This window comes from Elusimicrobiota bacterium, from assembly GCA_016180815.1.
Lineage (GTDB): Bacteria > Elusimicrobiota > Elusimicrobia > JACQPE01 > JACQPE01 > JACPAN01.
The window spans coordinates 18,841-41,354 of record JACPAN010000021.1 but is presented as its reverse complement, the minus strand read 5'-3'; the positions used below and the strand labels follow the sequence as shown (position 1 = coordinate 41,354).

General features: G+C 55.0%; 23 protein-coding genes. 10 read left to right on the top strand and 13 right to left on the bottom strand.

What is annotated here, in order from left to right; genetic code table 11:
• Positions 1–476: 476 nt before the first annotated feature.
• Genes HYT79_10895 through HYT79_10880 form a run of 4 tightly spaced genes read right to left on the bottom strand, consistent with a single transcriptional unit; the run spans position 477 to position 3,146 of the window.
• A complete protein-coding gene (locus tag HYT79_10895) occupies positions 477–932 on the bottom strand; it encodes a hypothetical protein (GenBank protein MBI2071093.1) in 456 nt (151 codons plus the stop codon).
• Between the two features lie 11 nt (positions 933–943).
• The gene (locus HYT79_10890; GenBank protein MBI2071092.1) at positions 944–1,558 is read right to left on the bottom strand and encodes a hypothetical protein; all 615 of its coding nucleotides are present in this window, start codon (positions 1,556–1,558) and stop codon (positions 944–946) included.
• 24 nt (positions 1,559–1,582) lie between these two features.
• Complete coding sequence (locus HYT79_10885; GenBank protein MBI2071091.1) at positions 1,583–2,140, bottom strand: hypothetical protein; 558 nt, start codon at positions 2,138–2,140, stop codon at positions 1,583–1,585.
• Positions 2,141–2,162: 22 nt separating this feature from the next.
• On the bottom strand, positions 2,163–3,146 hold the full coding sequence (locus tag HYT79_10880; GenBank protein ID MBI2071090.1) for a formylglycine-generating enzyme family protein: 984 nt from the start codon (positions 3,144–3,146) through the stop codon (positions 2,163–2,165).
• A 242-nt stretch (positions 3,147–3,388) separates the two neighbouring features.
• Here HYT79_10880 and HYT79_10875 point away from each other — a divergent pair, with 242 nt between their 5' ends.
• On the top strand, positions 3,389–4,579 hold the full coding sequence (locus HYT79_10875) for an ATP-binding protein (protein MBI2071089.1): 1,191 nt from the start codon (positions 3,389–3,391) through the stop codon (positions 4,577–4,579).
• 35 nt (positions 4,580–4,614) lie between these two features.
• Here the strand turns inward: HYT79_10875 and HYT79_10870 are convergent, their stop codons facing one another.
• Both HYT79_10870 and HYT79_10865 read right to left on the bottom strand, forming a co-directional pair.
• A complete protein-coding gene (locus HYT79_10870; protein MBI2071088.1) occupies positions 4,615–5,394 on the bottom strand; it encodes a hypothetical protein in 780 nt (259 codons plus the stop codon).
• 49 nt (positions 5,395–5,443) lie between these two features.
• Positions 5,444–6,019: a hypothetical protein gene (locus tag HYT79_10865; protein ID MBI2071087.1), complete on the bottom strand. Its 576-nt coding sequence runs from the start codon at positions 6,017–6,019 to the stop codon at positions 5,444–5,446.
• A 314-nt stretch (positions 6,020–6,333) separates the two neighbouring features.
• Between HYT79_10865 and HYT79_10860 the strand changes: the two genes are divergently transcribed.
• The 5 genes from HYT79_10860 (at position 6,334) to acs (ending at position 12,179) form a co-directional block, all read left to right on the top strand.
• Positions 6,334–7,194: a hypothetical protein gene (locus tag HYT79_10860; protein ID MBI2071086.1), complete on the top strand. Its 861-nt coding sequence runs from the start codon at positions 6,334–6,336 to the stop codon at positions 7,192–7,194.
• A gap of 24 nt (positions 7,195–7,218) precedes the next feature.
• Positions 7,219–8,640 (top strand): hypothetical protein, encoded by a 1,422-nt coding sequence (locus HYT79_10855; GenBank protein ID MBI2071085.1) that lies wholly within the window; start codon positions 7,219–7,221, stop codon positions 8,638–8,640.
• 61 nt (positions 8,641–8,701) lie between these two features.
• Entirely contained in the window at positions 8,702–9,643 is a 942-nt protein-coding gene (locus HYT79_10850) for a hypothetical protein (protein MBI2071084.1), read from the top strand.
• Entirely contained in the window at positions 9,640–10,107 is a 468-nt protein-coding gene (locus HYT79_10845) for a hypothetical protein (GenBank protein MBI2071083.1), read from the top strand. The genes HYT79_10850 and HYT79_10845 overlap by 4 nt, the downstream gene beginning before the upstream one ends.
• Before the next feature lie 71 nt (positions 10,108–10,178).
• Positions 10,179–12,179: an acetate--CoA ligase gene (gene acs / locus HYT79_10840; GenBank protein ID MBI2071082.1), complete on the top strand. Its 2,001-nt coding sequence runs from the start codon at positions 10,179–10,181 to the stop codon at positions 12,177–12,179.
• A gap of 4 nt (positions 12,180–12,183) precedes the next feature.
• On the opposite strand, the gene HYT79_10835 is transcribed toward acs, so the two are convergent.
• Both HYT79_10835 and HYT79_10830 read right to left on the bottom strand, forming a co-directional pair.
• Positions 12,184–12,879: a hypothetical protein gene (locus HYT79_10835; GenBank protein ID MBI2071081.1), complete on the bottom strand. Its 696-nt coding sequence runs from the start codon at positions 12,877–12,879 to the stop codon at positions 12,184–12,186.
• A gap of 103 nt (positions 12,880–12,982) precedes the next feature.
• Entirely contained in the window at positions 12,983–13,282 is a 300-nt protein-coding gene (locus HYT79_10830; protein MBI2071080.1) for a (2Fe-2S) ferredoxin domain-containing protein, read from the bottom strand.
• Positions 13,283–13,322: 40 nt separating this feature from the next.
• On the opposite strand from HYT79_10830, the gene HYT79_10825 reads away from it, so the two are divergent.
• The 4 genes from HYT79_10825 to HYT79_10810 all read left to right on the top strand — a co-directional run bounded on the left by HYT79_10825 (position 13,323) and on the right by HYT79_10810 (position 17,492).
• Entirely contained in the window at positions 13,323–14,147 is an 825-nt protein-coding gene (locus HYT79_10825) for an alpha/beta fold hydrolase (protein ID MBI2071079.1), read from the top strand.
• A 22-nt stretch (positions 14,148–14,169) separates the two neighbouring features.
• Positions 14,170–14,922, top strand: a complete 753-nt coding sequence (locus HYT79_10820; GenBank protein ID MBI2071078.1) for an ATP-binding cassette domain-containing protein — start codon at positions 14,170–14,172, stop codon at positions 14,920–14,922.
• Positions 14,907–16,415, top strand: a complete 1,509-nt coding sequence (locus HYT79_10815; GenBank protein ID MBI2071077.1) for an ABC transporter permease subunit — start codon at positions 14,907–14,909, stop codon at positions 16,413–16,415. Before HYT79_10820 ends, HYT79_10815 begins: the two co-directional genes overlap by 16 nt.
• 72 nt (positions 16,416–16,487) lie before the next feature.
• Positions 16,488–17,492 carry a hypothetical protein gene (locus HYT79_10810; GenBank protein MBI2071076.1) on the top strand — a complete coding sequence of 335 codons (1,005 nt, stop codon included), beginning with the start codon at positions 16,488–16,490 and terminating at the stop codon, positions 17,490–17,492.
• Positions 17,493–17,494: 2 nt separating this feature from the next.
• On the opposite strand, the gene HYT79_10805 is transcribed toward HYT79_10810, so the two are convergent.
• The 5 genes from HYT79_10805 to HYT79_10785 are packed head-to-tail and all read right to left on the bottom strand — an operon-like array spanning position 17,495 to position 22,466.
• Positions 17,495–18,373, bottom strand: a complete 879-nt coding sequence (locus tag HYT79_10805) for an alpha/beta fold hydrolase (GenBank protein ID MBI2071075.1) — start codon at positions 18,371–18,373, stop codon at positions 17,495–17,497.
• A 43-nt stretch (positions 18,374–18,416) separates the two neighbouring features.
• The gene (locus HYT79_10800; protein MBI2071074.1) at positions 18,417–19,409 is read right to left on the bottom strand and encodes an NAD(P)-dependent oxidoreductase; all 993 of its coding nucleotides are present in this window, start codon (positions 19,407–19,409) and stop codon (positions 18,417–18,419) included.
• On the bottom strand, positions 19,409–20,476 hold the full coding sequence (gene add, locus HYT79_10795; GenBank protein ID MBI2071073.1) for an adenosine deaminase: 1,068 nt from the start codon (positions 20,474–20,476) through the stop codon (positions 19,409–19,411). Before add ends, HYT79_10800 begins: the two co-directional genes overlap by 1 nt.
• Before the next feature lie 5 nt (positions 20,477–20,481).
• Positions 20,482–21,633 (bottom strand): hypothetical protein, encoded by a 1,152-nt coding sequence (locus HYT79_10790; protein ID MBI2071072.1) that lies wholly within the window; start codon positions 21,631–21,633, stop codon positions 20,482–20,484.
• Positions 21,630–22,466: a tyrosine-type recombinase/integrase gene (locus HYT79_10785; GenBank protein ID MBI2071071.1), complete on the bottom strand. Its 837-nt coding sequence runs from the start codon at positions 22,464–22,466 to the stop codon at positions 21,630–21,632. Before HYT79_10785 ends, HYT79_10790 begins: the two co-directional genes overlap by 4 nt.
• Between the last annotated feature and the right edge of the window lie 48 nt (positions 22,467–22,514).

Sequence of the window (22,514 nt, the reverse complement as noted above, 5' to 3'; positions counted from 1 at the left end):
CCAGTCTGGAACAACTTTGGACATAAGGCTGCCTAAAAAAATAATAGACTTTTTAAATTTGAAAAAAGGAAAAGAGGTTGAGGTGTATCCAGAAGGAAAAGACAAATTAGTTATTTCAATTTAATGCGGCAACGTCGGCATCGGGACGACTGCACCATCCTCATTATTACAAATCTCTGGAGGAGGAGTAGCTACAAGCAATGCAACAGCAACAACCTGCAATGTAGGTGAAATAAGGGCCAATGTAACCTCAACAACTGCAGGAAAGCTCTGCCTATGCCTGGATAATCCAGCTGCTGGAGCAACATGGAAACCCACGCAATGGGTGCCGAAAACCGAGTCAGTTCATCTGTTGGTTTTCGAGCATGCGCTACGGTATCTTAATTCCGGCAGATGCTCGAAAATCAACAGGCTGTTATGACTGGATTTTCGGCACCATGGCAAGCCACACGCTTCGCGTGCAATTCACGTTGGAATCATGGGGCGCGGGCTATAAACCAATATCCCCATACTGCCCCTTCAATCCGCCAAAATTCCCCCCTCCACCCGCCCAAAAATCCGCCCAACATGAAACCGGCAAAAGTCGCTGCGCCGATGCCCAATATTGATCCCGAAAGTTTTCTGTCCCCAAAATAACCGCCGCTGTCGCCTTCGGAAAAACAATTGGTCCGGCAGCCGGAGCGTTTAGGTTTTTCTTCGGGGATCGCGGACTTGGCGCTCTCTTCGCGTTCTACGGTGCCGGCCCCGGTGATCATATCCGGCTCAACCACGCCGGCGCCCTCCACGGCATCTTGACCGGCGGCGTCTTGTCCCTCATCAAAAATTGCGCCGGCTTCGGCCGCCTGCCGATCAGCATCATCATTTAAAGAAGCATCCTGGGCCCAAAGCCCGACGGCCACCGAAACAAACGGAATCAACCAAAATTTCTTCATCTCTCAACCTCCTAAATTCTTGACGCCGTCCGAACGGCGATTTTGCGCAAATGGCGCAGAACCGAGGCTGCGGCGTCCCGGCAAAAATCGACGCTCAAAGGCGGCCAAACAGGCTTAAGCCACTTGGCGCCAGAAAAACGATTCGAGCTCACCGTGCCGGTAAAATAAACCGCTGTCTTCCCCTCATTGGAAACCGCGAAATTCAATAGATTCTCGGGCCTCGGGCCGAAAAGGGCTTGTTTCATGGCCTTGGGCGCATTGTTGCTGAACCCCATTTTTAAAGCCGCCTTGACCATGCTGACGCGGGAATAAGGCTGAGAGGCGGTGACGATCAGATGCGCTCCGGGCGTTCCATCGGGTGCCCGGTGTGCGATATGGCCGGCATGAATGACGCCGGTATTGCTTAAATCCGCGCTCGCCAATCTCAAAGGGACTCTTTTATATTCCCTGAACGCGTTGTCTTGCTGCGCTTCCCTGACCCTGGCGAATACCTGATCAAGCTCTTGGCGCGAAAGGCCCATCGGTTTGTCCAGGACCGAAAATTCAACCGGCGCCTCGGCGGAACCGGAGGCCCCAGGTAAAGCGGCGTGGCTCAACCCCAACAATAACGCTGCGATTTTTATCATTCTCGTTTTCTCCTCTTGAACCCCTTAATCCGCCAACAGTTCATTGCGGATTTCATCTTTTTGCTGTTCATTGGTTTGGTATTCATATTCGGCCTGTTCGTAAAGATTCGCTTTTTCAGCGGACTCATCCTTGGCTTTGCCCGAAAAATACAACAACAAAAAAGCAATGCCCAAAAGTCCCGCGCCTGCTAAGCAAAGCGCAGCGGTTGCTCCCCAGGCTCCGGTAATGGCTGCGGCGGCGCCGCCCAATACGAAGAAACCGCCCACCACCCCCAATACCAAGGATGCTGCTTTAAGACCGCCGGCGGCTATGCGCTCCTTGGACGATTGATTCAGGTACATCCTGCGCTGCTGATCCAAACGAATGCCCAATTCAACGCGGTCCTCCAATTGATACTGGAGCTCGCTGCGGCGCATCGGATCCATGCCCGACGGCTGCACAGCAACCGGGTCAGCCGACTGCACGGGCGCGCCGTCAAAAGTCGCCTGCAATTGCGCGGGCTCTTCAAACTCTTCTTTGTCCTTGGCCCAGGAAATACTTCCGATAAACAACCCTGCGCTCAAAAATAAAAATAAACGCATGATCATACCTCCTGACGAAAAATTAACGTAGGGTCCTCGCAAGGCGGAACCCCACATCGGGATAGAGATGATGGCCAGGGTCGCCGGTGCGCCTGGCGGAGCGCAGGTCACTGGCGTTGCTATGCCAGGAACCGCCCCGCAGAACCCGGAACCAGCCTGCAGCGCGACCAGTGGGGTCAATAGCCAAAACTTTTAAATCTTTTGATCCATAGTCCTTATCGTAGACATCCTGGGTCCATTCCCAGACATTGCCGTGCATATCAAAGAGAGGCTTGGAAGAATCACCATCCCAAAAGCTGGGTTTTCCAGTGGCCATAGCATGGGTTCTTTTCTTGGAGTTGCCCCAGTGCCAGCCATAATGATCAAGCTCATCGGTATAATTAAATCCGAAAGAGTACGGGAAACTTGAACGCCTATTGGCCCGGGCCGCGTATTCCCATTCGGCTTCAGAGGGGAGGCGATACGTGTATTTATTTTGGATTCTATTGAGCTCATTAATGAACTCCTGGGCTTGATACCAAGAAACTCTTTCTACGGGGTGATTGGCGCAGAGGCTAAATCCAAAAAATATCTTGTAGGACCCGTCATCGCAGTTCTCTTGCTTCCTGAAGTGAGAGGGGGTACTGCCCATGACCAGGAAGTACTGAAGCTGGGTGACTTCGGTGGCTTGAATCTCAAAAGCTTTGGTGAGTTTAACCGGGTGCTGGGTTTCGTTATTGTCCCGGCCTATCTCGTCAGTTGGACTGCCCATCTTAAATTCACCGGCTGGGATGGGGATGAATTTAGCGGCAACACCCACTTTTGTCTCATCCAGAGCATCCGTGGGTTTTAAGACGTCGGGGCCGCCTGTTATTTGAGTGACGAAAATAACCGGCATTGAGCCGCTGTTTCCCGGCTGTTGGAATAAGCCCCGGACGTCTCCTGCCACCTGATCAGAGCTAGACGTAAACCCCATGCTGGCCAACCCCATAAAAACGATAAAGAATGCCGTCAGTCTTCTGGTCATTTTGAACCCTTGTTGAAATTCCTCACTTATTATGAAAACTGCATCAAAAACCCCCTAGGGTCCAACAGGAAAAAAGTCTCTGGACAGGAAATTGCCCGATGGGTTTGGGTTTAGGCCAATTGAATTGGCCTAACGGCAGGCTTTGGAAAATCAAACAAGCCCCCGAAGAAATTGTTATTTGTCAAATTGAAAATATAATTTTCAATTTGACAAATAACAATTTTGCTGGTACACTCTTGCACATGCTCCGTAGAACCATTGCGCCCAAGCTGGCATCTATAGCCAAGCAGTTTCCGGTCGTCGTCCTGACCGGACCGCGCCAATCAGGCAAGACCACATTGGCGAAAATGGTATTTCCAGGATATGCGTATGTCTCTCTGGAGAATCTCGACAATCGGGACTTTGCCGTTCGCGATCCCAGGGGATTCCTGGCCCAATACGGCAACAGAGTTATCATCGATGAAGCTCAAAAAGACCCGGATTTGCTTTCCTATATTCAGACGGCTGTGGATGAGGACGGTTCACGGTCGCTCATCCTAACCGGCTCACAGCAATTTAACCTGCTCGCTAAGGTCAGCCAGTCGCTGGCCGGACGGGCGGCGTATTTGAGATTGTTGCCGTTTAGCTTATCGGAGCTTTCCCGCAACGTCCCGCAAAATCCACGGAATTATCACGGAGCAGCCCGCAAGGACCGGCCGCATGCCCTAAAATTGAACGAAATCCTTTTTCAAGGGCTCTATCCAAGAATTCATGACCACAAACTTAACGCGCCGGATTTCTTGGAATCCTATACCTCGGCTTATGTGGAGCGCGATGTTCGTGAAGTCTTGCGAATTGGTGACCTGATGAATTTCCAGCGGTTCGTCCAGCTCTGCGCCGGCAGGTCCGGGCAGATACTTAACTTCTCAGCGCTGGCATCGGACTGCGGTATCACGCACCCTACGGCCCGGCAGTGGCTATCAGTCTTAGAGGCTAGCTCTATAGTCCATTTCCTTCAGCCTTACCATAATAATTTCTCCAAACGCATTATGAAGAGTCCTAAGCTATATTTCATTGATACCGGCCTGATGTGCCACCTATTGAAAATCAGAAGCGCCAAAGATCTCGTCGGACATCCATTGTATGGAAGTATCTATGAAACCTTCGTGGTATCGGAGATGCTGAAGGCCTTTAGTCATCGCGGCGAGCGCGCTGCGCTTTACTACTGGCGCGATCGGACGGGGCATGAGGTCGATGTGCTTTTGGATCTCGGGACCAGGCTCACCGCGATCGAAATTAAGGCCGGCCAGACCATATCTTCCGACTACTTCAAGGGTCTTAAATATTTTTCTGGACTCAAAGGAGTACGCGCGGACTGCGTGCTGGTCTATGGCGGGGAAGAATCCGCTCTGCGAGAAGGTGTTCGGACAAGGACTTGGTGGCAGGTCTCGTAAGCGCTCGCAGCGCTTGATATACCCCGCTTGTCGGGCTAACGGCAGGGCTCGACGTCGAGGTCTTTATTCTCCCGCTCCTCGTTGACGATGGCAACAACGCTGCGAAACCTGCTGCAAAGAAAACTCATGCAGGACTGATACAGCCGGGAATGTTCCTCATTGGCCGCCCGGTCCGCGATGGACGTGCGGATCATATCCCTTAAATCGCCGTCATTCGGGTTGTCGTCATAAAGCCCGTGCATGGCGTGAACCGCGGTCATGGCCGGCCAGAAATCAGGATCATCACTGTTCTCTTTTTTAGGACGGACGAACTTCATGTAATTAATCATGACCGCGGCCGCGTTGCGGCGGATCACGGCGGAATGGCGCTCACGGGCTGCGTCTTCCACCGTTCTTAAAAAAGTCGTCGCCCCATAGCGGCCCAAGCTGGCCAAATGGACATACCGGTGAATGGCGCTCGCGACATAATGCTCGGACACATCTCGATCCAACAGCAAATCCCGAATGCGGTTATTGTCGTCATACCATTCATCGCCCAACACTTCGCTGCAACCCTCCCGGTCCCCGCAAGGGCCGCATTGAGTATGTTCTTCGTGATCCGGCCAATATTTTTTGACCAAACAATTGAATAAAGCGTCCGCCTGCTGAGCCTTTCGTTCCCCCCGTTCGCGCCGGGCAGCCTCGATATTGGCGTCGATATCCTCCGCCGTCAAAGTTTTGGCTTTTGATTTTGACCTCGGCTGTGCCCACGACGAAATTGGCAGCATCAACACAAGCAGAGCCATCCATGCGAATGCCGACCGTTTCCTGATCATGATTACCTTTATAGTTTAGATGCAGAATGAACGCGGGGCCACCCTCGCCTCACTGACTCTCCTGCTGGGGATATTGCATTTGATCGGTATTTTCGTTCATGCGCTCAACAACACGATTGTGTTCGCCGATGGCGCTTGTTTCTTCTTTTCTCTCCTGCTTGGATAGATAGTCAAAGAGCAAGAAACCGAGCGCGATAACAATGCCGACGCCGAAAAGAACGCCGCCTGCCGTTCCCGCTCCGGCCATCATGGCGATCCAGCCGCCGACCGCTAAACCCGCGCCGCCCGCAAGTGAAGCGTATTTGAGGCCGTCATAAATTTCTTTATTGTCGGACGCTGATTCCATCTTGCCGGCTAATTGAAGCCGCCGGGCGTCAAGCGCTTGCTGCTGGGCTTCCAGCATCGTCAATTGATCCTGCTGCGCGGGCCAATCAGATTCCTCCTCTGCTTCCGGAGGATCAACCTGGAATTGCTGCGTTACCACGCGCCGACCCTTGCCGGACCCGCCTTCCTCGAAAGGCGCCCCTGCCTCGGCTGCCGTTTGATCCGACGAATCATCCGCCCAACAAGGCGCGACGCCCGCCATAAGAGCGATTGCGGCGATCGCCAAGTGTCTGTTTTTCATATTTTTAATCTCCTTTTTTTTCATTAGATCGATTGATTTCGTCCTCGATTTCCCTAATCACCGATTTTTCAATGCGGTTTAAATACCGAAGCTCTCCCAAAGCAAACAACGTCAACGGGATGATAAAAACGCCGAAAGCAATCGAATCGCGACTGCCTCATCACATTCTTATTATCTGAGCAATCCGCCATAACGTCGCCTGACTTTAGACCTTGGGCCCTTAGTCTTTAGCCTCAGGACGCCTGATTCGCCTAGCAATGGCAAACTAAGTCAATCTTGATTTGCCTAACAATAGGAGCTATATATGTAAAGAGATGACCAAAGATTTTGCGAACGCGCTGATTCAATTCCGGCGGGAGGCCGGCTACCTATCAGGCTACGCCTTCTATCACAAAAACGGCGCCTCAAAAATTTTCGGGTTCGGCTATTCGCAGTACAAAAACTTCGAACGCGGGACGTCGCTGCCCAGGCCCAAAGGCCTCGCCATCGTCGCCAGGCTGCTGTTGCTGGGTCAAGAGGAAAACAAACTGAGGCAATTTCTTCTGGCTTATTTGAAGTCGTCCTGGGGCGAGGAGACATTCCGATTCTTGATCGCCCCCAGCTTCGTGCGCCCGTCCGAAAGCCGGGAAAAACATCCCTTGGGTGCGGCCATTAAAACGCTCCATGAAACGCGCCGGGTCAATCTCAGCGTGGAGCAGTCCAAACTAATCAGGGCGTCGCCCGCCAATTATTGGGTTTTTGAGACTCTGACCAATGACCGGAGGGCTTGGAAGGCGGATGAATTGGCTCAACTGCTGGGCCTGGGTCCGGCTAAAACGCGCCAGGGACTCGAACGCCTCACCGCGGCCGGAATTTTTAAAAAAAATAAAGACGGAAGCTTTGAATGCCCGCAAGCCGGCGCTTCCTTCATGCACCCGCGCAGCGGCAAAGAATTTTACGTTCCCCCCGATTACCAGACCTACGAAAAATATTGGAACAACATGCAAAAGAAAAAAGGCGCCTTCATGTTCAAACGCTTCGCGCTGACACGCGTTCCGGAAAACGCCCTGTTGAATTATCTGCCTTACCTCAGCCAGGCCATCAACGGCATCGGCATCTATTCCGTGTTCGATCCGGCTCCTGATTCCGCGCTTTTTGTCGTCGAGGGCACCGTCCGTAAGTTGTGCCCGTTTTAACTCATGAAGGCTTTTTTTTGGCCGGTGTTCGGCTTATTATGCGCCCTGGCCCCGGCGCTTCAGGCAACGCCGAATTTCACGCCTGACGACGGCGTCCGCTTGTCTTCGGGCGTACCCCACGACATCATCGAAGCCGGCGGCCTCCTGAGGCTCTACTTTGTCCGGGATCATGTCCGCGTGCACTCGGCCACGTCCACGGACGGCTTGGCCTGGAGCGAGGAGCCGGGCTTTCGCATTTCCACGCAAACAGCCCAACTCGATCAAAGCTCGATCACGTCTTGCGCTTTACTGCCGCTGACCACCGGTTACAGAATGCTGTACTCTGCGATCAGTTCGACGGGCGGTTATCACATCCTTTCCGCGACCTCGACCGACGGCATTGATTGGGTCAAAGAGCCTGGGGTGCGCGTGGAAGCCAATCCCGCAACCGCATTCGTCGGCGCCGTCAGAATTTCAAGCGCCGGCGCCATCTGGAGGCTTTATTTCCTCCAAGATGCCGACGGCGGCAATGAAATCACGGACTACGAGCTTTGGGCGGCCGGCACCACGGACGAAGGCGCCACGTGGTCAGCTCCGGAGCGAATCATCAGCGCGCCCTTCGGCAGCTTCGACACGGCCCGCCTGACGCTGGGTCCGACGCGCATCATCTACACCAACCTCGGTTCCGGGACAACGGTTGAAACCCGGTTGTTGAGCCGGATCAGCATCGACGGATTAAACTTTTCGGCGGAATCAGGCGTGCGGCTGTCGACCGAACCGAACTCGGTCGGCTTCACCTCGCCCGTGCTCCAGAAAGTCTCGGACTACCGGTGGCGCGTTTATTACGCGTTTATCGGCGGCTCCACCAATCCCGTGGTCATGTCCGCGTTGACTCTGTTTCCCGATCCCGTGACCGTCAGCCCGCAGTCAGGAACCAATACGAATGCCAATCAAGCCTTTACCCTTTTCGGCGAAATCTTCTCGACCGGAACGATCGCGATTGAACTGCGGCGCTCCGGAGAAACACCGATCACGGCCACGGCCCTGGCGCGGCCCAATGATATGACCATCACCGGCGCGCTCAATATCTCAGGGAAGATGCCGGGTTACTGGGACGTGCTGCTGACGAATTCCGACGGCCGCAGCGCCACGCTGTCGGGAGGATTTCGCATCGATACGCCCGGAGGCGAAATCGTCATGACGGACAATTTGTTCAAGCCTGCCGAAGGAGGGCGGGCCAAAATTGAAGTAAAAACTTTCGATCCCGGGAGCGTCAGCCTGAAAATTTACACCATCAACGGCGCTTTGGTCAAAGAGCTCTTCGAAGGAGAGCAGCCGATCGGCACATCGACTTATTTCTGGGGCGGCGACACGCAAGACGGACGCCCCGTCGCCAGCGGGCTCTACTACCTTCACGCCAAAGGCCCCAAGCTCAATAAAATCGAAAAAATCATCGTGATCAAATGATTAATCGAAATGTCTCCACAAAAGAAAACCTGTTATGAGATTGCTTCACCCGTGGCTCGCAATGACGATCTGCATAAACTCTCTTGCAACGGCCTCTTTTCTATACGCCGAACCCGGACGCACCGCGGCCCAATTCCTCGTTCGCGACACGGGCACGCGCGCCCTGGCTTTAGGCGGGGCTTTCACCGCGGCTTGGGGCGATATCGAATCCATCGGCTATAACCCGGCCGGAGTCGGCACCATCACCAACACTCAAATCGATTTGATGTATTCCAGAGGTTTTGCCGGGGATAATTTCGGCTCCATGAACCTGGGCCTGCCGCAGCTTCACCCCGTTCACTTCGGCTTAGGCGCGACGCATTATGACGCGGGCAGCATCGATTTGAATTTGTCCGGCGGTCTCCAAGAAAAAAGGAAAGCGGAGCAGGATTGGGCCTTTACCGGAACCATGGCCCTTGAGCTGACCTCCGTTGTCAGCGTGGGGGCATCGGCCAAATCCTTTCGTTCGACCTTAGCCGAAGAATACGATGCGCAAGGAACGGCTTTTGATGCCGGCCTTCTGATGCGCCTGCCGCTAGGCGGGCGACTGGGGCATCTTTATGCGGGCGGCAGCCTGATGAATCAAGGCGATGAAATCACCTTCCATAAAGAAAAAGACCCCCTCCCGACCAAACGCGCCGGGGGCCTGGCCTGGCGTTTCGGCGGGCAATCGCAGGAAGGGATGGGCGATGAGCCGGGCCGTTGGGAAGTGCTGATGCTCGGCGACGTGTCCCAGGTGAAACATGAGAAAAAAATCGCGTCGCTGGGGCTCGAAGTGACGCAGTTTAATCTGTTCGGCTCGGAGACCATCGCTTCGCTCAGAGGAGGCTACAGGTCCGAGGCTCAAACGCCCTCCACCCATGTCGGCTTCGGCTGGGGACAGGAGCTATGGCTTTTAAATTACGCGCTTGTCTTTCATAAAACCGGGCTCAGGCATCAGATGTCGATGAGCTGGAAACTTTGAAAAAAACCGTTCTATCCTTGGCGCCGATCATCGTCCTTGCCGTCATTCTGACGCTCAACTGGCTGCCGCCCTCGGATCTTTTGCGGCTTTGGCAACGGCGTTTCGGCTATCCTCAAGAAGCGGCGCGGGCCATTAAAGATCATTACCGGGCCCAGTCCGTGTTTCTCGACTTAAGCGAAGAGCCCGGCTACGGTTTTGTCCGGTCTTTTTTCTATTGCCCCTCTGCTAGCACGCAGCGCGCCTCGCCCGAGGACCAGGAACAGGAGCGGCGCAAAATCGCCGCCACATTAAATAACCTGGGTTTGACCCAGGACGGTAAAATGTTGGTGGTGGCCCAATGCCCGTTCAGCGAAAGTCTTCCGTTTTGGAACCGGCTCTTCGGCGCGGTTAAGACGCACACCTTCGGCGAGACGCTTGTTGACGCCGCCCGCGGCCGCCAGCAGCCAACATTGCAGCAGAAATGACTAATTGCTCAGGCTCCTAGGCAATTTTCTATCATTACCGAAGAAATTTATCCTGAATATGGAGGATCGCTATGAGCACGACAACCCTTGAAAAACCCCGCGCCGCGACGAAGACGCTTGAGGACCTGTTGATCGAAAAACGCCGCTTTCCCCCCTCCAAAGAATTCCGCGATCAAGCGAACGTCAAAAAAGAAAATATTTATAAAGAAGGGGCTCGGGCGTTGAAATTTTGGGAAAAACGGGCCGGCAAACTTGTCTGGTCCAAAAAATGGAAAAAAGTCTTGCAGTGGAAAGAGCCGTTCGCCCAATGGTTCGTGGGCGGCAAATTAAACGCCTCGGTCAATTGCGTGGACCGCCACCTCGATTCCTGGCGCAAAACCAAAGCCGCGATTATCTGGGAAAGCGAGCCCGGCGAAACGCGCACCCTGACCTACCAGCAGCTCTCGCGCGAGGTCAACCGCTTCGCCAATGCCTTGAAAAGTCTCGGCGTGGCCAAAGGCGACCGCGCCGTCATTTATATGCCCATGATTCCGGAACTTCCCATCGCCATGCTGGCCTGCGCCAGGATCGGCGCCGCGCATTCCGTGGTGTTCGGCGGCTTCTCGGCCGAGGCCCTGCGCGACAGAATCAACGACTGCAAAGCCAAAGTCGTGATCACGGCCGACGGCGGGTACCGCCGCGGCAACATCGTCCCTTTAAAACAAAACACGGATAACGCCGTCGCGGAAACCCCGAGCGTCGAAAAAGTCGTCGTCTACCGGCGCTTGGGAAAAACCCATGACTGCCCGTGGACTCCGGACCGCGACGTGGACTGGGATGAGCTTGTCGCCGGGCAATCGGCCGTCTGCAAACCCGAAGAAATGGACAGCGAAGACCTTCTTTATATTCTCTACACCAGCGGCACCACCGGCAAACCCAAGGGCATTATGCACACCACGGCCGGATATTTAGCCGGCGTGCAGACAACCACGGAATTTATTTTCGACTTAAAGGACGAGGACGTTTACTGGTGCACGGCTGATATCGGCTGGGTCACGGGCCACAGCTATATCGTCTACGGCCCCCTGGCCAACGGAGCCACCACCGTCATGTACGAGGGCTCCCCGGATTGGCCGGATAAAGACCGATTTTGGGCCGTCATTGAAAAATTCGGCGTGACCATTCTCTACACCGCGCCCACGGCCATCCGCACCTTTATGAAATGGGGCGAAGAGTACCCCGGCCGCCGCGACCTTTCCACGCTAAGGCTTTTGGGTTCCGTCGGCGAACCCATCAACCCCGAAGCCTGGGTCTGGTACCACAAAGTCATCGGCAAAGAGAAATGCCCTGTTGTGGACACCTGGTGGCAGACGGAAACGGGCTCGATTTTGATTTCCCCTTTGCCCGGCTTAACCGCCTTAAAACCCGGTTCCGCCACAAAGCCTTTTCCGGGCATCGAAGCCGATGTCGTGGATGAACACGGCCGGCCGGTCAAAGTCGGCGCCGGCTACCTGATCATCAAAAAACCGTGGCCGTCCATGCTCAGAGGCATTTACGGCGACCCCGAACGCTACAAAGCTCAATACTGGAGCCGATTCCCCGGCGTATATTTCGCCGGAGACGGGGCCAAAAGAGACAAGGACGGTTATTTATGGCTTTTAGGCCGAGTGGACGATGTGCTGAAAGTTTCCGGCCACCGCCTCTCCACCATGGAGATTGAAAGCGCGCTGGTGGATAATCCCAAAGTGGCCGAGGCTGCGGTGATCGGACGCCATCACGACATCAAAGAAAACGCCATCGTGGCCTTCGTGACGTTGAAAGAAGGAACTCAAGGCAATAACGGCGCAAGCCAAACCGGCCGCGAAACCGCGACCGAAGAACTCAAGGCCCATGTAGTCAAAAAAATCGGATCGCTCGCCCGTCCCGATGAAATCATTTTCACGGCGGAGCTGCCTAAAACGCGTTCGGGAAAAATCATGCGCCGCCTTTTAAGGGATATCGCCGAAGGCCGCGCCATGGGTGACACCACTACCTTGGCCGACGTCAATGTGGTCAAGGCGCTGAAAGAAAAATACGAGCACCTCGAAGGCTGAGCGGTCAGGGCAACGGCTCAATCGCTGCGTCGGGGGTTTCCAGTTCGTCAGATGACCCATGGCAAGAAGGACTGCCGCCGGTTCCTTCAGGGTCAGGCAACGAAGCTCTCTGAAAGGCGCGCTTGACGTCCAACAATTGCGAACAAACTCGGCCCACAAGCTCGCTGACTTCCAACTCAAAGCTCATCAGATCCCCTGAACTCATCCGCTCCGAATTTAGACGGTAATACGTGCCCTTTTGGTCGATCTGATTGATCAGACCCTGGGCGTTTCCGTGAGCTCGGCGGGTTGCTTGAACGGCCGGACGCCGCCGCCTGATTTGTTCTCTCGCCTGACGGCAAGCGGTACTATTGCAACGAACCCCGCTGGCGCGCGCCGCTTCAGCGGCAGCCGCCTCAGCCTGCCTTAATTGTTGATGCAAAACATTGTATTCGCTTTGAAGCGAATCTTTCCACTTGAGAATCTCCGCGTGCAAACCCGACGCCTGGCCCAAGGCGCACCCGATAAAACCGGAACCGCTCTCGCAATCCGAAACACTGGTCAGCTCAATGCCGTCAAGCTCGGAGCTTGATTCCCCAGTCGGCGCCGCAGGGCTTTCCAAATCATCCGGCCCCGCGAATAATAATGCCGCGGCGAAATAAGCGGGCAGCGCAAGCGCAAAAATAAAAACAACCGTCTTTCTACATCCGTTTAATTGCATAACAGGCCCCCATTTGAATTCTTGCTCTCCCAATATGTACCATCAAAACCTCAAGACGGCAAGATGGCTCAAACAACGGCGCGGGGAATGGAAAAAAGGCGGGCTAAGTGGACGCAGCGGTAATTTTTTTAATGAGTTCGGGGATATCCTCTTCCCGCATGCCGGATTGCCAAACGCCGTCCGGATAAATAAAAGCGTTCGGTCCTTTGCGGCAGAGGCTGAGGCATCCGGAACGGGCCACGCGGATTTGCCCCCCCAGCCCCGCTTCCTTGACGTAAGTTTTTAATTTCTCGCAAATCACGTCGCCGCCGCGGCCGGGATTGGCGCAGGCTTCGCGCCCGTCATCCCTGACATTGGTGCAGACAAAAACGGTTTTTCGATAAGGGATCTTTTTTTCAATCATCGCTCTTTCCAGGGAAACCCAATTAGCTTATATTATACCGATGCGACGCTGGGGAATTTTACTGGCGCTTTTAACCGGGACCGCCGCCTGGCCCCAAGAACCGGCATCGCCCAAAACCGAAGCCCCCCTACGCAGAGCTTCGGGGGACGCTCGACCCGCCGGAGGCGGATCCCCGGCAGACGGTTGGGGCGGCGCCGTCATTCTTGAGGCTAAAGACGGCCTTCGGTTGTCGGGCCAATTCTACCGCCCGGCTTCAACCCATGCCGCGACCTGGATTCTCCTGCATGGCTTGGGCGCCAACAAAGAAGAATGGAAAACATTCGCTCTGGAGCTTAAAAAGAAAGGTCATGGATTCCTGGCCTTAGACTTGCGCGGCCACGGGGAAAGCACGCAGAAAAAATCCGGCGATTCCGTGACTTATGAATCATTTCCTAAAAACGGCCCCGGGTCCCCCTGGCACCTCATGATCAAGGATGTCGACCTGGCCGTCAAGCATATTACCGCCCACGAAATTTCAACGTCGAGCATTGTGCTGGCCGGCGCCAGCTTGGGCGCCAATATTGCCTTAAATTACGCGGCTGAAAATCCGCGCATCGAACGCGTTATTCTTTTATCTCCGGGCCTGCGTTATGCAGGCGGCCTTGAGACGGAACAGGCCATGAAAACCTACAAAGGCAGGGTGGCCATCGCCGTGGCCGATAACGACGGTTACGCCTATTTCAGCGCCCAGAAGCTTAAAAAACTCAACCCTAAAACCACGTTCTGGGTCAAACCAGGCGCCGGTCACGGCGTGGGTCTTTTCGACGGCAAATGGGAACAACGTCTCTTTGACTGGCTCAATCCTCCTCAGCCGCGAAAAAAATGACGGGCGTCCATAACCTGTCCGCATGATTTCCATCGATTCTCTCGGCAAGAGCTTCGGCGAACATCCGGCTGTTCGTATCGAGCGGCTGGAAATTCCCCTTCGCCGGACATTCGCCGTGATCGGACCTTCGGGCTGCGGCAAATCGACGCTCTTACGACTGATCATGCGCCTAATCAAGCCGGAAACAGGAACGATCCAAATCAACGGCCTGCTGATGGACGACCGATCCTGCCGCCTGTTGCGTCAAAACATAGGCTATGTCATTCAGGAAGGCGGGCTCTTCCCTCATCTGACCGCCGGGCAAAACGTCGCGCTGATGGCGAAAAGGCTGGGCTGGCCGGGCGAACGAATACGCAGCCGCATCGAAGAAATTGCGAATTTGGCCGACATCCGGCCGGAGGAACTCCGGCGTTATCCGGCCGAACTCTCCGGCGGGCAGCGCCAAAGAATCAGCCTGATGCGCGCGATCATGCTTGATCCGGCCATCATTCTCCTCGATGAGCCTCTTGGAGCGCTCGATCCCATGATCCGGACCCGCCTGCAGAACGACCTCAAGCGCATCTTCAACCAGCTCAAAAAAACCATTATCTGGGTGACTCACGATATGGCCGAGGCCGCTTTTTTCGGGCATGAAATCGTGCTGATGAAGGACGGGCGCGTCGTCCAGCAAGGCCCGCTGGCGCAGCTCTTGGAGAACCCGTCCGATACGTTCGTGACCGAATTTATTTTGGCCCAACGCCCTCCCGAGGAGCTTGTGCGATGGCAGCGGCGCTGATCGCCGCGATTCTTGCTTTGTTCTCCTGGGCCGCGCCCGGCGCTCAGGCTGAAAAACCGACGCTGACCATCGGCTCCAAGCGCTTCCCCGAATCCTATATCCTCGCCGAAATCGCGGCCCAAACAGCCGAAGAAACGGGCGAAGCTCGCGTCATCAGAAAATTCGGCCTGGGCGGAACAGCCATCGTTTACCGGGCTTTACGCACGGATGCCGTCGATCTCTACCCGGAGTATACGGGCACGATTCTCGAAGTCATATTACAAACCGACCGGCGGCTTGATTTGAAAGAAATCAACCAAAAGCTCGCCGCCAAAGGTCTGGCCACGGGCGGCGCCCTGGGTTTTGACAACAGCTACGCCTTAGCCCTGCCTGAAACCCTGGCCGCGGAGCTCGGAATACGCAAGATATCGGACTTAAAAAAGCACGCTGATATTCGCCTGGGCCTAAGCCATGAATTCTTGAAGCGAAAAGACGGATACCCGGGATTGAAAAAAGCCTATCGCCTCAATATGAAAAACATCACCGGGCTCGATCATGGGCTCGCTTACGAAGGACTGGCCGCAGGCACCATCGACGCGACGGACGTCTATACCACGGACGGCAAGCTGTTGAAATTCAACCTGCGGATACTCGAGGACGACCTTCTATTTTTTCCCGATTATTCCGGCGTTTTTCTCTACCGCAAAGAGTTGGAGAAACTCCTGCCCAAAACAATGGCGGCCCTGGACGCGATGGCCGGAAAAATCAGCCGGCAGGATATGATCGCCATGAACGCGCAGGCGGAGCTCAAAGGCGACGATTTCGCCTCCATCGCCTCGAATTATCTGCACGCCATCGGCTCCGCGCCGCAAAAACCGGCGAACGCCCCATCCGCGCCGTCGCGCAGATTGGCCGTTCTCATCAAAGAACACTTGATTCTAACGGGCCTGTCCCTTTTTCTGGCCGTTTTAACCGGTGTTCCGCTTGGGGTGTTGGCCGGCAGGCGCCCTAAGCTCGGACAAATAACCCTGGCGGCCGCCGGCATTATTCAAACCATACCCTCGCTGGCGCTCCTATGCTTTATGATCCCAATCGCCGGCATCGGCGAACGACCGGCAGTCATCGCCCTTTTTCTCTACAGCCTCTTGCCCATCGTCAGGAACACCCTGACCGCGCTTCAATCCATCGAACCCAAGCTCACGGAATCAGCCGCGGCCTTAGGCTTATCTTCCCTGGAACAACTGTTTTTAATCCAGCTTCCCCTCTCCTCCAGAAGCATTCTAAGCGGCATCAAGATTTCAGCCGTCATCAATATCGGAACAGCGACCCTGGCGGCTTTGATCGGGGCGGGCGGCCTGGGCGAGCCCATTGTCACCGGCTTGGCGTTAAATGACACCGCCATCATTTTAAGAGGCGCGATTCCGGCCGCGCTTTTGGCGCTTCTTGTTCATGGGCTGTTTGAAATTTTAGACCTCTGTTTAATTCCCAAGGGGTTGCGCCTAAAACAAATGTAGGTCCTAAGGCCTAATCCCCATTAGGTCTTAAATCCTAAACAATGATGACCAATATTGCCTAAACTCCAACTAATGGCCGGTATACCGGCGTTCTTATTTTTGTTGACCCTGGCTGCCGGGCCGGTAGGGGCTCAATTGCCTATGGACCGCTCCTGCACGCCCAGGGAAATGACCTTCCGCCCGATCATGATCAATCCTTCGGCGCCGGAAAGCTCAACGGCAACGACAACAACGCAAGAGGCGACATCAACGCCATCCCAAGGCGATCACCGGCGGCTTGAAGAAACCTTCGATCGAGGGGGCTGCGGGCAAGGCCGCGTGAATCCTCCCTTAAACTCGGTCAATTCTTCCTCGTCGACCGGCCAAGCGAACGCCGTTGATGCCATTCGCGTCCAAATCAACCAATCGACGTCTACCCAACCCGCTGCCAACGCCGCAATCAAAAATACGAAAGAGCAGGTTCAGGGGCCCACGTTTTTTTCCTTCATCAGCAGGCTCTTTAACTCCATCGCCAATTTGGTCAAACTCGCCATTGTCGCGCCTCTTTCCATCATCTCGAACGTCATTGAAGGAATCGTCTCGGGGATTGGGGCTATTTTCACCGGCGATATCGTCCATGCGCTGACCTGGCCGTTTAAGACGGTCATCAACGCCGCCTGGAATACCGTGGCCATGGCCGCCAATGCGGCCAGCATCGCGCTCGACCCGTTCTGGCACCTCGGACGACCCCAGGACCCTGCGGCTGATGTTTACATGGTCGGACTTGGGCCGCGCATACGAACCGTTGTTGCCGGCGGGCCGCTGGGCGCGGCCAATCTGCTGTTCGGACAAAAGGAAGAAACCGATTATTTTGTTTTCTCCAGCGCCTTCATTCAAACGCGTGAACACAGGTCCTATGAAGAGACAGAAGGCAACAGGGATGTCTTGGCCCATGAATTCGGCCATACCCAGCAGGCTCAAAACAGCTTTATGGTGGATTTGGCCGTTCGCCGGGGCATTACCGATCCCGAAGGCGTTGAGCGCGAAGCGGATGAAATCGGCGAAGAAATCGAAGACGATATTTGGATTTACCGCTAATCCTAAATCGGCCTACCGAGTCTAACCTCCAGCCAACGCGCAATCTCGTCCCAGGCTTTTTCCATGGAACGGCCGACCAATAAATCCATATGCCCGGCCCTGCGGCAACCGTGAGTTTCGCGGCTGATCATGGCGTACTCGACCGGGCCCCCGGTTTGCCCAAAAAACGCGCGCGTTGACTCCGGCGGGCAAATCCAGTCATCGGCTCCGGCCAAAGCTAAAATCGGCATTTTGATCCGGTTCATATCCTCTCTATAGTCGACGCGCCGGTCCGCGGATAACCACCGGTCTTGATCGGGCCAAACGCACCACTGCCGCATAAAGCCCTTGGGCAAATTCTCCGATCCCATGCCCAAACGTTTAGCCGGAAAATACCCCAAAAACCGGGTTAACCAGTTCATCGCGGTCATGGCCCAACGTTTCTGCCGTCGGCGTTTGGCGTCCGGCTCAAAAGACGGCATCCACACATTCACTCCCAAGGCAATCAAACCGTCAATCGGAAAATCAGGCCTCTGGGATAAAAGCATGGTTGTCGTATTGCCGCCCAAGGAATGTCCGATAATGAAAAACGGCAGGCCCCCATGGCTCGCCCTTAAAAATTCAACCGCAGCAGGAATATCTTTGAATCCGACATCGTCATAGGTAAAATCAGGCCTCGCCCCCGAGCGGTGCCGGGAAAACCCGTGTCCGCGAAAATCGAGGCGATAAACGACGAACCCTTTCAAAGCCAAATAAGACGCCAAGCCGCGGCCCCGGGGGAAATCAAAGCTGGCGGCATTGGTAAAAACCGCGTGCTGGCAAAGCACGACGGCCTTGGGCTTGGTTCCCGGGGGCGGCTCATGGCGATAAAGAGCCAGTTCCCAGGCGTCTTCGGTCGCCACGAAAACCGCCGGCTCGCGGTCTCCCTTTGGCCGCGCCTCCGGCTTAATAATTTCTGTTTCGCTGCCGGACATAGTGACGATCGACCGCATAAGATTTAATCAGCTCGGCCGCGGCCTGAGCCGTCGACCATTTAGGCGAAAAACCCAACAGCCTTTTAGCCTTGTCAATGGCGTAGCAATTGTGATTAAGGATATAACCGGTTTGATAATCAGGCAGCGACCACAGGCCCGCGGCGCGCAAAACGCGCAAGGCGGGGCCGACCAGGAAACGCGGAATGCCGACGATTGTTGAACGGCTGCCGACGGCCTCAATCATCGCTTGTAACACTTCCCGGTGAGTCGCGGGCTCGGCTGCGGCCACATTAAAAGCTTCGCCCACCGCCTCACCCTTGGCCGCAGCCAGGCAATAAGCATCAAGCGCATCCTCGTAACCGACGAAACTGCCGTAAATTTTTCCATCGCCCGCTACGGCAACCGGTTTGCCGGCCAAAATCCTGTCCATAAGATCAAGCATGGGGCCGTGATTGTAGTGTCCGGGGCCGCAAATCGTGGGCAAACGCAACATGGTGACCGCCAAGCCTTGCTTCATGAACAAACCGCACAACCACTCGGTCTCAAGTTTATGGCGGCCATACCAACCCACCGGATCATCCGTCGGCGCGTCTTCGGTGCAGGGAAACGGCGGCCGTGTTCCGTAAATTTCAATGGTTGACGTATGGACGAAACGCCGGACGCCGACTTCAAGGGCGGCCTCAAGCATATGGCGCGTGCCGCCGATGTCGATTTCCCATTTTTCCCGTTCAGGACGCCGGGAAAAGGACTGAATGAACGCGAGATGAAAAACAACATCCGCATCTTCCATCGCCTTGGCGACGACTCTTCTGTCCCTGATGTCCCCCTCGACGAATTCGACTTCCGGGGGCAGATATTTGGTCCGCGCGATATCCAATACCCGGACGCGCTCGCCTTGTTTGAGCAATTTTTTGGCCAGATGGCTGCCCAGGTAGCCGGCGCCGCCGGTAACAAGCTTAACCATCAAAAGCAAAGTCCGGCGCTTTGTTGGTCAAAAAGTCGACGGCATTCGGTTTTTCGTTCGTCGGAACAAAAAAGCGTGTCAATGCCGTTTCTGGCGATACGGCAAAGCTCAGCCGGGCTCAATTGCAGCTCCTTGGCCGCGGCCTGATATTCATGCGTCAAGTCAATGCCGAAAATGCCGTAATCATCGGTATTTAAAATCACGGGAATGCCGAGTTCAAGGAATTTCGGCAACGGGTGCTCCTGATAACTTTTGACCGCAGCGGTCCTCACGTTCGAGGTAAGGTTGACCTCAATGGGGATTTTGCGCCAGGCGACTTCCTGAAGCAAATCCGGATATTTCGGCAGAAAAACGCCGTGGCCGATGCGGTCGATGCCCACGCGCAGGACGGCAGGCAAATCAGGGCTCGGATAGACCTCACCCGCGTGCACGGTGGTAAACAACCCTTGCCGTTTGGCTTCCCGATAAAAATCCGCATAATCATCGAAGCTTGACGCGGATTCATGATTGGCCAAATCCAAACCGACCACGCCCTTATCCTTATAACGGCAAGCCAATTGAAACATGGCTTCGTTTTCCTTGAGGGGATGATCCCTGAGCATGGTGATGATGACGCCGCTTGAAACCCCGAAATCCTTGCGGCCTCGAGCCAGGCCCTTTAACGCGCCGTCAAGAATTTCATCCATACCGAAGCGTTCGCCGGCCATCAAAGACGGCGCAAAACGCGTCTCAAAATAAAGGGCATGGTCATTGTTGGCCTGACGGCAGGCTTCATAGGCCGCTTCTTCCATGGCTGCGGGGACTTTAAGAAGAGGGTAAATCGTAAAAAAAGCGTCCAAAACTTCTTTTAACGAATCGCGCGCTGAAGAAACAACGACGATTTTGGCGATTTCTTCCAAGGATTTTTCAGCCAACGGATGGCCTTGCTCCTTGGCCAATCTCAAAACGAGTTCGGGCCTTAAGGCGCCGTCGAGATGGGAATGCGCCTCGACTTTGGGCAGGGTTCTAAAAAAATCCGGGTTCTTTTTTCCAACGGCGGACGCCGATTTTTTTGTCGTCGAACTCATGACGCTTACCGGCGCCAGCCTCCCCCCTGATAAGACGGAGGCTGCGGCGAATAAAAAGTCGTTGACGACGGCTGCGGGTTGTTTGATGCCTGGGGGGCCTGACCCGAAGAAGACGGGGCAGCCGCAGGATTTTGCTGGCCTGCAGGCGGCGGAGGAGGAGAAAAAAATGAAGGGGGCGGACTCCAGGCGGAAGGAGCGCCGCTTGGCGCCGCTGAGGGCCCAGTAGGCCCGGCCGAAGCCGGAACAGGGGGCATTGAAAACGCCGGACCCTGTTGCTGGGGCGAAGAATAAGACGGGGCAGGAGGCGGCTGCTGGGCCAAACCCATGTCCTTGGGCAAATTTCTCCCGCGCAGCATCGCATTAATTTCACGCAACACCCGCTGCAGCTGGACTTTTTGACGTAAATCGAAATTCCAACCCTCATCCGCAAAAGCATAATAGAGAATCCCGGCCGGGCGGCCTTTCATAAAAAGCTCGACGGTTTTCTTGAGGTCTTTGGGCTTTTGATTAAGAGAAACGACGGCCCACCAGCGTTGGCCGTCGAATTCAGGGAATACGTAAGCATCGAGATAAATGCGCAGCTTGCGCGGATTTTCATAGCGGATGACCCCGATAATATCCGCCGCATCCTTGTAATGGGCGTAGGACTTCCCGCGCACCGTAATCCCGTTGGGCTTCTTCGGGCCGTAATTCAAATCGGAAAGAGTAATGAATGTCGGGCGCGCTTGAAGGTCGGTCGTATGAACAAAACGATTGATCTCCTTGACGATATCAGGCTTAACCCCGTGCATATCCGGCTCATCGATCAAATACCAAAAAGTGACCGCCGGATGATTTTTGATGGATTCCACCGCAGGCAAAACTTTTAACGAATCGAAGGGCGTGCCGTACACCCCGGCAAAAACCTTAAGCCCGGCCGCATGAGCGGCGTCAAGCTGTTTTACGACATCCTCGCGGGAACGCCCGTTATCCGCGCCCACTTCAACCGACTCGATGCCCAGTTCCCTGACCAATGGGTAAGCGTCGGCAGGCACATGATACATTCCGATCGTCTCTAAAGGAGCCGAAGAAATGCTGATTTTTGCGGCGGCGGCCGCACCGGCAAAAATGCCGAAAAAGACCCCGAGGGTCAGCGCCCTGATTACGATGCTGATCATCCTCTGGGATGATACTTTTTATGAAGGAGTCTCAGCCGGGCCTGATTCAAGTGGGTGTAAATCTGGGTTGTGGACAGCTTTTTGTGGCCCAATAGCTGCTGGATGGACTTTAAATCAGCGCCCCTGGCCAATAAGTGAGTGGCGAAACTATGGCGCAATTTATGCGGCGACAGCGAAAAAGCCATGGGTCCCACGATCGGCCCGCCGATTCTTTTTAACGCCAGATAAAAAGCCACGCGCGACCAAAGCCGGCCCTTGCGCCCCGGAAACGCGAGGCTTTCGGGAGAAGCTCCCTTTAAGAAACGCCCCTGATAAACGGCAAACGCATGCTGGGCCTTTTGCCCGCAAGGCACAAGCCGCTCGTAACCCCTTTTGCCGCGCACGCGGATCAAGCCCACCGCTAAATCAATGTCCCCTATTTTAATTCCGAGCAGCTCGGAAACGCGCGCGCCCGTCGCGTACAAAAGCTCGAGCGCGGCCCAGAAACGGACGATGGACCGGTTGGCGGGCTTAGCCTTGGCCAAATCCCGCACGCCCTCAAGCAAACGGCTCGTCTCATCTTCCTCCAAAAAATAAGGCAGGCGCTCGCCGAGTTTGGGGCGGACTAAATTCTGGGCCGGATCATGGGCCAACAACTCTTCTTCAAGAAGAAACCTGAAAAAAGATTTCATGGCGCTGATTCGTCTCGACAAACTGGCCGGACGCAGATGTCCGCCGTCCGAGGACAAATGGCCGTCCAAATGCTCCCGCTTCAGGGAATTGAAGGCTATTTTTTTGCGATCAAGATAAGCCGCAAGCGCATCCAGATCGCGGCGATAAGCGTCGATGGTCAACGCCGAACAATTCCGTTCGGCGGAAAGGTAATTAAGAAAAAGCTCTAA